Below are 13407 nucleotides of genomic sequence, written 5' to 3' on the forward strand. Positions count from 1 at the left end.
GTCCTAAGACCCGCTGATTAAGAGTCAGCTGCTCCGCCATCTCACCGGAATTTAACCGCATTGGTGAAGCATGGGCCCACTGCTATCCTGTCTTGATTCCCAACCCTTTCATATGGTTGCCGTCCCATGAGCCAGAGATCCTGCCTGTCCGTCATCCTCGCCGCCGGCGAAGGCACGCGCATGAAGAGCGTGCTGCCGAAGGTGCTGCACCAGATTGCCGGGCTGCCGATGGTCGCCCATGTGGTGAAGGCAGCGGAAGAGGCGGGTGCCGGCAGCCAGGCGCTGGTGATCGGCCATGGCGCCGACGAGATGCGCAAGGCCGCGGCAAAGTTCGCGCCCAAGGCCGAGACTTTCGTGCAGGAAAAGCGCCTTGGCACCGCGCACGCCGTGCTTGCCGCGCGCGATGCAATATCAAAGGGTTATGACGATATCCTGATCATGTTCGGGGACACGCCGCTGATCGACGCAGATGCGCTGACCGTGGCGCGGCTGAAACTGGCTGAAGGCGCTGCCGTCGTCGTGATCGGATTCCGTCCGCCCAGTCCGACTGGTTATGGCCGGTTGATCGAAAAGGACGGCAAGCTGATTGCCATCCGCGAGGAGAAGGACTGCTCCGAGGAGGAGAGGAAAATAACCTTCTGCAATGCCGGCATGATGGCGGTGGCCGGCGCCCATGCGCTGGCGCTGCTCGATCGGGTCGGCAACAAGAATGCCAAGGGCGAGTATTACCTTACCGATATTGTCGAGATCGCCAGTGCGCGAGGCCTCGATGTCGTGGCCACCGAAGCCAGTTTCGAAAGCGCGCTCGGCATCAACAACCGCGCCGAACTGGCGCAAGCCGAAGCCATCTGGCAGGCGCGCCGGCGGCATGAGGCGATGCTGTCGGGCGTGACGCTGATCGCGCCGGAGACCGTGTATTTCTCGCACGACACCGAGATCGGCACTGACACGATCGTCGAGCCCCATGTCTGGTTCGGTCCGGGCGTGAAGATTGCCACGGGCGCCAAGGTCCATGCCTTCAGCCATATCGAGGGCGCCACCATTGCGTCCAATTGCGATGTCGGGCCGTACGCGCGGCTGCGGCCGGGCGCCGATCTCAGGAACAAGGCCAAGGTCGGCAATTTCTGCGAGGTCAAGCAGGCGGTTATCGAAGAGGGCGCCAAGGTCAACCATTTGACCTATATCGGTGACGCCCGTGTCGGTGCTGGGGCCAATATCGGCGCCGGCACCATTACCTGCAATTATGACGGCTATTCGAAATTCTTCACCGACATCGGCGAGGGCGCTTTTGTCGGCTCCAATTCGTCGCTGGTGGCGCCTGTCACCATCGGCAAGGGCGGCTACATCGCCTCAGGCAGCGTGATCACCGAAAGCGTGCCCGACGACGCGCTGGCCTTCGGCCGCGCCCGCCAGAAGACCATTCCAGGCAAGGGCAAGGAGTTGCGCGAGCGCTTTGCTTCGGCGGCGGCGGCGAAGAAAAAGTAAGACCAGCCCGCAAACCGAACGATTGCAGTAACCGGATTGCAAGAGCGGCCTGTCATGGTGCATCGACAGAATGAGCGTTCCGTTATACGGGACGAAATGCAATGTGACTTTCCACGGCAGGCCGGCCATCCCTAAATAGCGCTGGTTTTCCGGGGAATCGGGGGCTTTCTGCATGTGCGGTATCGTTGGAATCGTCGGCCACTCGCAGGTTGCGCCGCTCATCGTCGATGCGCTGAAGCGGTTGGAGTACCGTGGCTATGATTCGGCCGGCGTCGCGACCATCGAGCGTGGTGAACTCGCCCGCCGCCGTGCCGAAGGCAAGTTGATCAACCTGGAGCGCCGGCTCAAGGACGAGCCGCTCGATGGCACGATCGGCATCGGCCACACGCGCTGGGCGACGCATGGCGTGCCCAACGAGACCAATGCGCATCCGCATTTTTCCGACGGCGTCGCCATCGTCCACAACGGCATCATCGAGAATTTCGCCGAACTGCGCGACGAACTGGTCCGCGACGGCTATTCTTTTTCGTCGCAGACCGACACCGAGGTCGTGGCGCATCTGGTGGCCCGCGAACTCGCCAAGGGGCTGAATCCGGTCGAAGCCGCGCACCAGGCGCTGAAGCGGCTGGAAGGCGCCTTTGCGCTGGCGATCATGTTCAAAGGCGACGAGGATTTGATCGTCGGCGCCCGCAACGGTCCGCCTTTGGCCGTCGGCCATGGCGATGGCGAGATGTTCCTGGGCTCCGACGCCATCGCGCTCGCCCCGTTCACCAATTCGATCACCTATCTGGAAGATGGCGACTGGGCGGTGGTACGCCGCGACGGCGTGGAGATCTTCGATATCGGCGGCACAAAGGTAGAGCGCAAACGCCAGCAGTCGCTGTCGACCAGCTTCATGGTCGACAAGGGCAACCGGCGCCATTTCATGGAAAAGGAAATCCATGAGCAGCCCGAGGTGATCTCGCACACGCTGGCGCATTACGTGGATTTCGTCTCCGGAGTGTCGAAGCCGCTCGACCTGCCGTTCGACTTCGCCAAAATTGGTCGGCTGGCGATCTCGGCCTGCGGCACGGCGTATCTGGCCGGCCTGATCGGCAAGTACTGGTTCGAACGCTACGCGCGCCTGCCCGTCGACATCGATGTCGCCTCCGAATTCCGTTACCGCGAAATGCCGCTGTCGAAGAACGATGCGGCGTTTTTCATCTCGCAATCGGGCGAGACCGCCGACACGCTGGCCTCGCTGCGTTATTGCCGCAAAGCCGGCATGAAGATCGGCGCGATCGTCAATGTGCGCGAATCGACCATGGCGCGCGAATCCGACGTCGTGCTGCCGACACTTGCCGGACCCGAGATCGGCGTCGCCTCGACCAAGGCCTTCACCTGCCAGCTTTCCGTGCTGGCCGCGCTTGCGGTGCGCGCCGGCGTGGCGCGCGGTATGATTTCGAAGGAACAGGAGAAAACCCTGGTGCGCGCGCTTTCGGAGGCGCCGCGCTACGCCAACCAGGTGCTCAAGCTTGAAGAGCAGATCGAGCGGATCGCGCGCGAACTCTCGCGCTACAAGGACGTGCTCTATCTCGGCCGCGACACCAACTTCCCGCTGGCCATGGAAGGCGCGCTGAAACTCAAGGAAATCTCCTACATCCACGCCGAAGGCTATGCAGCCGGCGAACTGAAGCATGGGCCGATCGCGCTGATCGACGAGAACATGCCGGTCATCGTCATCGCGCCGCATGACCGGATCTTCGAGAAAACCGTTTCCAACATGCAGGAGGTGGCGGCGCGCGGCGGCAAGATCATCCTGATCACCGACAGCAAGGGCGCAGCGCAGGTGAGCGTGAAGACGATGGAAACAATCGTGCTGCCGGATGTGCCCGAAATCATCTCGCCGATCATCTATGCGCTGCCGATACAGATGCTGGCCTATTTCACCGCCGTGTTCATGGGCACCGACGTCGACCAGCCACGCAATCTGGCGAAATCGGTGACGGTGGAATAGGTTTTGCCCTTCCAGACCGGAGGTTGAGCCGAATGGCATCGAAGTTCGCACGTCCAGTTCATCCTGGAGAATTCCTGCGTGAAGAATATCTCGTCCCGCTCGGCATGAGTGCAGGCGCGCTGGCGAAAAAGCTCAACCTTCCGCGCACCCGTATCGAACGCATTGCCAAGGAAGAGATCGGCCTGACTCCCGATACCGCTCTTCGCCTCGCCAGATTTTTCAACACCACGCCCGAATTCTGGATGAATTTTCAACAGGCCTATGAGCTTGAAACCGAAGCCAGAAAGCTGGCGCCGGAGCTCGAGAAGATTGAGCCGTTGGAAGTAGCGGCATAATCGGCTCTTTAAAAACTTCGCAGTTCCAAAGCTTCGTCCGGTTCACTAATGTTGCGCTGCAACCCGCGCTCCGGTGAACCATGTCCGACGCTCCCAAGACCTCCGGCATGACCCGGCTGAGGAACTATTTCCTCACGGGCTTCATCGTCTGCGCGCCCTTGGCGATCACCGCCTACATTGCCTGGTCGTTCATCGGTTGGGTCGATTCCTGGGTGAAGCCTTATATTCCGGCCCGCTACAGCCCTGACACCTACCTGTCGTTTCCGGTGCCGGGGTTCGGACTGATCGTGGCGCTTATCCTGATCACGCTGATCGGTTTCCTGACGGCAAACATCGTCGGCCGCGCCATCGTCAATTTCGGCGAGCGCCTGCTTGGCCGCATGCCGCTGGTGCGCGGCATCTACGGCTCGCTGAAACAGATTTTCGAGACCGTGCTGTCGAACAAGGGTGACATGTTCCGCCAGGTCGGGCTGGTCGAATATCCGCGCAAGGGCGTGTGGTCGCTGGTGTTCGTCGCCAGTGAAAAGGAAACCGAGATCAACCAGAAGCTCGACCAGGAAGGCGATCCGCTGATTGCCGTATTCATGCCGTGCACGCCAAACCCGACCACGGGCTTCCTGATGTATGTGCCGAAGTCGGACATCGTGCTGCTCGACATGACGATCGAGGATGGCGCCAAGCTGATCGTCTCCGCCGGTCTGGTGGCGCCCGAAGTAAAGCAAATGGTTGTCGTGAATGGCGAGCCGATCGAAGGGATGCTCGCCAACCCTTCGGTTGCCGCCCTGGCTCAGCCGGCGCGCAGAAGCCGCACGGCTTCGTCGCGACCGAACAAGTAAAGCAGCAGGCGCAACGCCTCACCACGCTGCGATTGCAGCTCCGGATCGCGTGACAGGATCAGCCTGGCATCGTCGCGGGCGGCCTCCAGAAGGTCGGCATGCGCCTCGATGCGAGCCACCTGGAAGCCCGGCGTGCCCGACTGGCGGGTGCCCAGCAATTCGCCTTCGCCGCGCAGCTTCAGGTCCTCCTCGGCGATCAGGAACCCATCCTCGGTCTCGCGCATCACCGACAGCCGGCGTTTTGCGGTCTCGCCGAGCGGGTCCTTGTAGAGCAGCACGCATGAGGAAGGCTTGTCACCGCGTCCGACCCGGCCGCGAAGCTGGTGCAGTTGGGCAAGGCCGAAGCGCTCTGCATGCTCGATGACCATGACGGTGGCGTCCGGCACGTCGACGCCGACCTCGATGACGGTGGTGGCGATCAGGATGCGTGTCTCGCCCTGCTTGAAGGCGCGCATCGCCTCGTCCTTCTCGGCACCCTTCATGCGGCCGTGAACGAGACCGATGCGATCGCCGAACAATGGTTTCAGCGAGGCGAAGCGGTCTTCGGCCGACATCAGTTTGATCTCTTCGGATTCCTCGACCAGCGGACAGATCCAGTAGATCTTCTGGCCGCCGGCGACGGCGTCCACCATGCGGTCGACCAGTTCGTCGAGCCGCTCGAGCGGCAGCGTAACGGTACGGATCGGCTGGCGGCCGGCCGGTTTTTCCGTCAGTTTCGACACGTCCATGTCACCGAAAGCGGTCAGCACCAGGGTGCGCGGGATAGGAGTGGCCGTCATCACCAGCATGTCTGGCGCGTCGCCCTTGGCGGTGATGGCAAGCCGCTGATGGACGCCGAAACGATGCTGCTCGTCGATGACGGCGAAGACGAGGTCTTTGAAGGTGACGGTCTCCTGGAACAGCGCGTGGGTGCCGACGACGATGTCGATCTCGCCGCTTGCCAGGCCGGCCAGCGTATCCGTGCGTTCGCGGCCCTTCTCGCGACCGGTGAGGATGGCGATGCGAAGCCCTACCTTGGCGGCAAGCGGCGTGATGGTCGCCAGATGCTGGCGCGCCAGGATTTCGGTCGGTGCCATCAAGGCTGCCTGGCCGCCGGCCTCGACGGCACGCGCCATGGCCAGCAGCGCGACGACGGTCTTGCCGGAACCGACATCGCCCTGCAGAAGCCGCAGCATGCGCTCTGGGTCGGCGAGGTCGGCATTGATTTCGGCCAGCGCAAACTCCTGGCTTGATGTCAGCGAATAGGGCAGTGCGGCCCGCAGTTTTTCGACGATGCGGCCGTCGCCGACCAGGGGTCGCCCGGACAGCCTGCGGACTTTCGCTCGCACCAGCGCCAGCGAGACCTGGCCCGCCAGCAACTCGTCATAGGCGAGCCGCCGCCAGGCGGCACCATCGATGGAGACGTCAATCGGGTCGGCCGGATTGTGGATGCGGGCAAGCGCATCGCCAAAGGCCGCAAAGGTGTGCCGCCGCATGAAGGCGCCGTCCTGCCATTCGGGAAATTCAGGCACGCGCGTCAGCGCCTGGCCGATCGCCCGGCGCAGCACCTTGCCCGAGAGCCCGGTTGTCAGGGGATAGACCGGTTCGACCAGCGGCAGGTTTTCCGCCTCGCTGGCCAGCGCAATATGGTCGGGGTGGACCATGCTCGGGCGGCCGTTGAACCATTCCATGCGGCCCGAGACCACGACATGCTCGCCCTCGGGCATCGCCTTTTCGAGATAGGAGGCGTGAGCATGGAAGAAGGTCAGCGCGATCTCTCCGGTATCGTCATGGGCGAAGACCCGGTAGGGCACCGACCTATTGCCACGCGGTGGCGGCTGGTGGCGGTCGATGCGCACATCGAGCGTGACGATCTGGCCTTCCGCGGATCCCGCGATACCAGGCCGACTGCGCCGGTCGATGACGGTGTGCGGCAGCACGAACAGAAGATCGCCGGCACGCGCCGCGCGGTCGCCGAGATCGGCCGGAACAACCTTCTCGATCAGCGCGCCGACTTTCGGTCCGACGCCTGCAAGCGACGTGATCGGGACAAACAAGGGATCGAGGATGGTCGGGCGCATGATGTCAGCTTATGTTGCGACGGCGGCAGCGCAAGGCTGACAGCCCCTTCTATCCACGCTATATGCGCCGCAGCAAGCAAGGATGCGGTACGATGACCGGAACGACGAGATCAAGCGAGGGGCTGGACGTGCGCCGCCGCAAGCTTCTGTTTCGCTCCTGGCATCGCGGCATGCGCGAAATGGACCTGATCCTCGGCACTTTCGCCGACGCTGAGATCGGCGTCTTGACCAACGAGGAAATCGACCAATATGAGAGGCTCCTCGACATTCCCGATACCGAATTCCTGCCCATGGTCACCGGCGAACGCCCGGTTCCGGCCGATATCGATTGTGCCGTCCTGCGAAAGATCCTGGCTTTCCGCCGCTCTCTGACATTCTGAACACAAGCAATTCCAGGAAAAGTAACGAAGCGGTTTTCCGTTCGGAATTGCGATAAAACAAGACCGTGATTTCATGAGCCTCATTCCCACCATCGGTCTGCCGAAAGGCCGCGCCGGTCAGTTCATCGTCGATGGCGTCGCCGACGGCTACGAAGCCTTTGCGCTGGTGCAGGCGGCGCTCGAGATCGCGCCCGACAAGCCGGTTCTGTTCGTCGCGCGCGACGGTCAGCGCCTGCCGGCGATCATCGAGGCATTGTCCTTCGCGGCCCCCGGCCTGCCGGTGCTGGAACTGCCGGCCTGGGATTGCTTGCCCTACGACCGCGTCTCGCCCGGCTCCGATGCGGCCGCCAAGCGCCTCGACGCGCTGACCGCCATGATCGCTCTGGCGAAGAAGCCGCACCGCGCCGTCATCCTCACCACCGCCAATGCGCTGCTGCAGCGCATTCCGCCGTCCGAGTTGGTCGAGGCGCAGACTTTTCATGCCAGGCCCGGCAACCAGATCGACATGAACGCACTGGTCTCGCGGCTGGAAACGTCCGGTTTCGAGCGTGTGCCGACAGTGCGCGGCATCGGCGAGTTCGCGGTGCGCGGCGGCATTCTCGACCTGTTCGCTCCCGGCTGGACCGAGGCGCTCAGGCTCGATTTCTTCGGCGACACGCTGGAATCGATCCGTGTGTTCGACGCCGCCACGCAGCGCACCACCGGTCAACGCAAGTCGATGGCGCTGCAAGCGATGAGCGAGGTGGCGCTGACGCCGGAAACCATCAGTCGCTTCCGCCGCTCCTATATCGAAGCCTTCGGCGCACCGCAGCGCGACGACGGGCTCTATGCGGCGGTCAGCGAAGGGCGTCGCTTCGCTGGCATGGAGCACTGGCTGCCGTTCTTTTACGAACGGCTGGAGACGGTGTTCGACTATCTGCCTGACACGCCTGTCATCTTCGACCATCTGGCGCATGAGGCGCTGGCCGAGCGCCACACGCTGATCCTCGATCACTACGAGGCGCGCAGGAAGCAGGCCGACGGCGCGCTGAAGGATGCGGTGCCCTATAAGCCAGTCGCGCCGGACCTGCTCTATCTCTCCCCGGAAAACCTGATCACCTCGCTCGGGCCGCGCGAAGCGATCGACTTTACGCCATTCGACGCGCCCGACATTGGCGCCAAGAAGGTCTATCACGCCGGTTCGCGCCACGGCCGCAGCTTCGTCGAGGAGCGCGCCGATCCGAACGCCAACGTGTTCGATGTCGTCGTCAAACACATCGCCGATGAGCGCGCGGCGCGCCGCCGCGTCGTCATCGCCGGGTGGACCGAAGGCTCGCTCGACCGGCTTGGCCAGATCCTCGCCGAACACCATCTCGGCAACCTCAAGCAGGTCGTGACGCTGGCGGAAGCCGAAAAGCTCGAGCCGGGGCAGGCGGCCCTGGCGGTGCTGCCGCTCGAATCCGGCTTCGAGACCGAAAAACTGGTCGTCGTCGCCGAACAGGACATTTTGGGCGACCGGCTGATCCGGCGCTCGAAACGCAAGAAGCGTCCCTCGGATTTCATTGCCGAGGCCTCGGCGCTGTCGGCCGGCGACATTGTCGTCCATGCCGACCACGGCATTGGCCGTTTCATTGGCCTGCGCACCATCGAAGCGGTCGGCGCACCGCATGACTGCCTGGAAATCCACTATGCCGGCGACGACCGGCTGTTCCTGCCGGTGGAAAACATCGAACTCCTGTCGCGCTACGGTTCTGACACGGCCGAGGCGACGCTGGACAAGCTTGGCGGCGGCGCCTGGCAGTCGCGCAAAGCGCGGCTGAGGAAGCGCCTGCTCGACATGGCCGGTCAGTTGATCCGCATCGCCGCCGAGCGGCAGATGCGCTCGGCGCCGCCACTGGTGCCGGCAGAAGGCCTCTATGGCGAGTTCGCCGCCCGCTTTCCCTATGAAGAGACCGACGACCAACAGACGGCCATCGATTCGGTGCGCGACGATCTTGCTGCCGGCAAGCCGATGGACCGGCTGATTTGCGGCGATGTCGGTTTCGGCAAGACCGAAGTGGCGCTGCGTGCCGCCTTCATCGCGGCAATGGAAGGTTTTCAGGTGGCGGTGGTGGTGCCGACGACATTGCTGTCACGCCAGCATTTCAAGACGTTTTCGCAGCGGTTTTCCGGCCTGCCGATCCGCGTCGCCCAGGCGTCGCGGCTGGTCGGCGCCAAGGAACTGGCCGAGACCAAGAAAGGCATCGCCGAAGGCCAGGTCGACATCGTCATCGGCACGCACGCGCTGCTCGGTTCCGCGATCTCGTTCAAGAACCTTGGTCTGCTGATCATCGACGAAGAGCAGCATTTTGGCGTCAAGCACAAGGAACGGCTGAAGGACCTGAAGACCGACGTGCACGTGCTGACGCTGTCGGCGACGCCGATCCCGCGAACGCTGCAACTGGCGTTGACCGGGGTGCGCGAGCTGTCGCTGATCGCCACGCCGCCGGTCGATCGCATGGCGGTGCGCACCTTCATATCGCCCTTCGATCCGCTGGTGATCCGCGAGACGCTGCTGCGCGAACGCTATCGCGGTGGCCATTCCTTCTATGTGGTGCCGCGCATCAGCGATCTCTCGGAAATACATGATTTCCTGAAGGAATCCGTGCCGGAGTTGAAGGTGGCGGTGGCTCATGGCCAGATGCCGCCGGGCGAACTCGACGACATCATGAATGCCTTTTATGACGGCCAGTACGACGTGCTGTTGTCGACCACCATCGTCGAATCCGGCCTTGATATTCCGACCGCCAACACGCTGATCATCCACCGCGCCGACATGTTCGGCCTGTCGCAGCTCTACCAATTGCGCGGCCGCGTCGGCCGTTCGAAGGTGCGGGCCTACGCGCTGTTCACGCTGCCGGCCAACCGCAAGCTGACGGACACCGCCGAGCGGAGGCTCAAGGTGCTGCAATCGCTCGACACTCTGGGCGCCGGCTTCCAACTGGCCAGCCACGACCTCGATATCAGAGGCGCCGGCAATCTTCTCGGCGAGGAGCAGTCCGGACACATCAAGGAGGTCGGCTTCGAACTCTACCAGCAGATGCTGGAAGAAGCCGTCGCCGAGGTGAAGGATTCGGGCGAGGTGCAGGATGGCGGCTGGTCGCCGCAGATTGCCGTCGGCACGGCGGTGATGATCCCGGAAAGCTATGTTCCGGACCTGCAGCTCCGGCTGGCGCTTTATCGCCGTCTCGGCGATCTCGAAAACACCGAGGAAATCGACGCTTTCGGCGCCGAGCTGATCGACCGCTTCGGCCCGCTGCCGGAGGAGGTGAAGCATCTGTTGAAGATCGTCTTCATCAAGGCGCTCTGCCGCAAGGCCAATGTCGAAAAACTCGACGCCGGGCCGAAGGGCGTCGTCATCCATTTCCGCAAGCGCGAATTCTCCAACCCGGTCGGGCTGGTCAAGTTCATTGGCGAACAGGGATCGTTGGCCAAGATCCGGCCGGACCACAGTGTCGTCTTCGTGCGCGACTGGCCGACAGCCGAGAAGAGGCTGGCGGGCTCGGCGGTCGTCATGACGCAGTTGGCACGGCTGGTGGAGAAGGCGGCGTAGCTAGCCTCGGACCATTCGCCAGCGCTGAAATTCCGGTCTAGAATAGGAAATCGGCTTCGTGTATGGAGCCGCGATCCCCAATTGGGGCGGGAATGGCGGAGTATAGGCCGCTGGAAAGAGCGTTGGGTGCAGCGATGACGAAATGGTCGCCGAATTCGTGGAGAGCAAAGCCGATCAAGCAGGTTCCTGCTTATCCGGACCTCGCCGCGCTGAAGAACACGGAAGCCCAGCTCGCAACCTTTCCGCCGCTGGTTTTTGCCGGTGAGGCGCGCAAGCTCAAGAAGCAGCTCGCTTCGGTCGCTGCCGGTGACGCATTCCTCCTTCAGGGTGGCGATTGCGCCGAGAGCTTCGCCGAGCACGGCGCGGACAACATCCGCGACTTCTTCCGCGTCTTCCTGCAGATGTCGGTGGTGCTGACCTTCGCCGGCGCGCAGCCGGTGGTCAAGGTCGGCCGCGTTGCCGGCCAGTTCGCCAAGCCGCGCTCGTCCGACAACGAGACCAAGGGCGAGGTGACGCTGCCCAGCTATCGCGGCGACATCATCAACGGCATCGAATTCGACCCGAAGTCGCGCATTCCGGATCCCGCTCGCCAGGAGATGGCGTACCGCCAGTCGGCGGCGACGCTCAACCTTCTGCGCGCCTTCGCGCAAGGCGGCTATGCCAGCCTGGAGAATGTGCACCGCTGGATGCTCGGCTTCGTGTCCGACAGCCCGCAGGGCGAGAAATACGAGTCGCTCGCCAACCGCATCACCGAGACGATGGACTTCATGAAGGCCGTCGGCATCACTTCGGAAACCAACTACGCGCTGCGCGAGACCGATTTCTATACCAGCCATGAGGCGCTGCTGCTCGGCTACGAGGAGGCGCTGACGCGTGTCGATTCGACCTCCGGCGACTGGTACGCTACCTCGGGCCATATGATCTGGATCGGCGACCGCACCCGCCAGCCCGACCATGCGCATGTCGAATATTGCCGCGGCATCAAGAACCCGCTCGGCCTGAAATGCGGTCCGTCGCTGACGCCGGACGGCTTGCTGGAACTGATCGACTTGCTCAACCCCGAAAATGAACCCGGCCGGCTGACGCTGATTGCACGTTTCGGCTCCGACAAGGTCGCCGACCATCTGCCGAAGCTGGTTCGCGCGGTGCAGAAGGAAGGCCGCTCCGTGGTGTGGTCGTCGGACCCGATGCACGGCAACACGATCGAGGCCGCCGGCTACAAGACGCGGCCGTTCGACCGCATCCTGAAGGAGGTTCAGACCTTCTTCGAAGTGCACCGCGCCGAAGGCACGCATCCGGGCGGCATCCATGTCGAGATGACCGGCAAGAACGTCACCGAATGCACCGGTGGCGCGCGCGCCATCACCGCCGAGGAGTTGCAGGACCGCTACCACACCCATTGCGACCCGCGCCTCAACGCCGACCAGGCGATCGAACTGGCGTTCCTGGTGTCAGACCTGCTCAAGAAGAGCCACCCGGTGCAGCACAAGCAGGTTGCGAACGGTTAAGCTCGATTTCGGCCTGAACGGCTGACGGAAAAAGCGCTGGAGAAATCCGGCGCTTTTCTTTTGGTTGGTTCAGTGCCCGCGTTCCCAGCGCAGGCCGGCGAGTCTGGGGTCAGCAAACGCCGTCCTTGAAAACTCGATGCGCTTTTCCGGAAACTCGCAGATCGCCTGCACGCCGAACGCACCAAGCCGGATGCGCCAGGTCCGCGGCTCCAGCGGCTTTGCCTTGGCAAAGCCGCGGCAGGTCAGCAGCGCAATGTTGGCGCCCTTGGGATCGCGCGCCGAGCGGTAGCGGATCGCCTCCAGCCCGGCCTCGCGGGCAGTATCGGCAATGGCTTGGCAAGCGGCATAGTCGGTCGGATGCGTCCATGCCGTTGCGTCACGATCGAGCGGCGGCCGGGTGAGATCGATCACCTTGGCGCATTTGATCGCGGCCGCAAAGGCCGTGTATTCGGCGGCGTCGCTTGGCCAGGGTGTTTTGGGCGACTCGGCAAAGAACAGCAGCCGGTAGAAGGCCATTTCGGCCACCGCGGTCATCATGGTCTCGGCCGCATAGTAGACGCCCTTGGTCCTGCCGGCACGGCGGAAGCGCGAACCGTGCGGATAGACCGAGCCGTAGCGGAAGGGCGTCGCCAGGAGATAGTGGAGATGGCGGCATTCAATTGGGATCTGCGGCTTGGTTTCCTCGATCAGGTCTTCCAGCATCGCCTGTTCGTCGAGCGTGTCGACGATTTTCAGCGTCGAGACATGGTGCTGCGCTTCGACCATGCGCCAGTACTTGCTGTCGATGCCGACGGTCTCAGACGAGAGCGCGTCGGGAGTCCAGATAGGCAATGACATCGACGAGCCCGGTGATGGTGAGGATCTTTTCAAGCGGAGCAGCGTCGAACGCCGTGTTGGCGTTCTTCAGCCATGCCCGGGCGACGACCGCGTCGCCGCCGACAATGGCGTCGAGCGAGCGGAACAGCCTGACGAACAACACGGCAAGCTCGAATGGCTTGGTGCCGCGCTCGAGCAGGAATTCGTCCCTGCGCATGCGCGAAACCGTGGCCTCCGAAACTCCGATCACCGAGGCCAGCATTCTGGCGGTGATGTCCAGCAGATCGGCCGCGCGCAGCGTGGCCTTGGTCAGGACTGCATTCTCGGCTGTCTTGGCGGCGGTTTGAGATTGCATTGCGACGCCTTCCTGTTTCTGTGGAAAATATAGCCACAAAAATTCATATGGAAAGGGACGGACGC

10 protein-coding genes are annotated in these 13407 nt (G+C 63.1%); 7 read left to right on the forward strand and 3 right to left on the reverse strand.

What is annotated here, in order from left to right:
• Positions 1 to 126 precede the first annotated feature (126 nt).
• The 4 genes from glmU to M729_RS0110040 all read left to right on the forward strand — a co-directional run bounded on the left by glmU (position 127) and on the right by M729_RS0110040 (position 4652).
• A complete protein-coding gene (gene glmU, locus M729_RS0110025) occupies positions 127 to 1485 on the forward strand; it encodes a bifunctional UDP-N-acetylglucosamine diphosphorylase/glucosamine-1-phosphate N-acetyltransferase GlmU (protein ID WP_027161476.1) in 1359 nt (452 codons plus the stop codon).
• Between the two features lie 172 nt (positions 1486 to 1657).
• Positions 1658 to 3481, forward strand: a complete 1824-nt coding sequence (gene glmS, locus M729_RS0110030) for a glutamine--fructose-6-phosphate transaminase (isomerizing) (RefSeq protein ID WP_027161477.1) — start codon at positions 1658 to 1660, stop codon at positions 3479 to 3481.
• Positions 3482 to 3513: 32 nt separating this feature from the next.
• Positions 3514 to 3816 (forward strand): HigA family addiction module antitoxin, encoded by a 303-nt coding sequence (locus tag M729_RS0110035; protein WP_027161478.1) that lies wholly within the window; start codon positions 3514 to 3516, stop codon positions 3814 to 3816.
• Positions 3817 to 3896: 80 nt separating this feature from the next.
• Positions 3897 to 4652, forward strand: coding sequence for a DUF502 domain-containing protein (locus M729_RS0110040; protein ID WP_013531909.1), 756 nt, complete (start codon positions 3897 to 3899; stop codon positions 4650 to 4652).
• Here the strand turns inward: M729_RS0110040 and recG are convergent.
• Positions 4604 to 6712, reverse strand: a complete 2109-nt coding sequence (gene recG / locus M729_RS0110045) for an ATP-dependent DNA helicase RecG (RefSeq protein WP_027161479.1) — start codon at positions 6710 to 6712, stop codon at positions 4604 to 4606. The genes M729_RS0110040 and recG overlap by 49 nt on opposite strands.
• Before the next feature lie 92 nt (positions 6713 to 6804).
• Between recG and M729_RS0110050 the strand changes: the two genes are divergently transcribed.
• The 3 genes from M729_RS0110050 (at position 6805) to M729_RS0110060 (ending at position 12171) form a co-directional block, all read left to right on the forward strand.
• Positions 6805 to 7092 (forward strand): succinate dehydrogenase assembly factor 2, encoded by a 288-nt coding sequence (locus M729_RS0110050; RefSeq protein ID WP_013531907.1) that lies wholly within the window; start codon positions 6805 to 6807, stop codon positions 7090 to 7092.
• A 73-nt stretch (positions 7093 to 7165) separates the two neighbouring features.
• The gene (gene mfd, locus M729_RS0110055) at positions 7166 to 10663 is read left to right on the forward strand and encodes a transcription-repair coupling factor (RefSeq protein ID WP_013531906.1); all 3498 of its coding nucleotides are present in this window, start codon (positions 7166 to 7168) and stop codon (positions 10661 to 10663) included.
• Between the two features lie 134 nt (positions 10664 to 10797).
• Positions 10798 to 12171, forward strand: a complete 1374-nt coding sequence (locus M729_RS0110060; protein WP_013531905.1) for a 3-deoxy-7-phosphoheptulonate synthase class II — start codon at positions 10798 to 10800, stop codon at positions 12169 to 12171.
• A 69-nt stretch (positions 12172 to 12240) separates the two neighbouring features.
• Here the strand turns inward: M729_RS0110060 and M729_RS0110065 are convergent, their stop codons facing one another.
• Positions 12241 to 13008: an RES family NAD+ phosphorylase gene (locus tag M729_RS0110065; RefSeq protein WP_013531904.1), complete on the reverse strand. Its 768-nt coding sequence runs from the start codon at positions 13006 to 13008 to the stop codon at positions 12241 to 12243.
• Positions 12968 to 13342: an MbcA/ParS/Xre antitoxin family protein gene (locus M729_RS0110070; protein ID WP_027161480.1), complete on the reverse strand. Its 375-nt coding sequence runs from the start codon at positions 13340 to 13342 to the stop codon at positions 12968 to 12970. Before M729_RS0110070 ends, M729_RS0110065 begins: the two co-directional genes overlap by 41 nt.
• Between the last annotated feature and the right edge of the window lie 65 nt (positions 13343 to 13407).

The organism is Mesorhizobium sp. WSM1293 (assembly GCF_000513875.1).
GTDB lineage: Bacteria > Pseudomonadota > Alphaproteobacteria > Rhizobiales > Rhizobiaceae > Mesorhizobium > Mesorhizobium ciceri.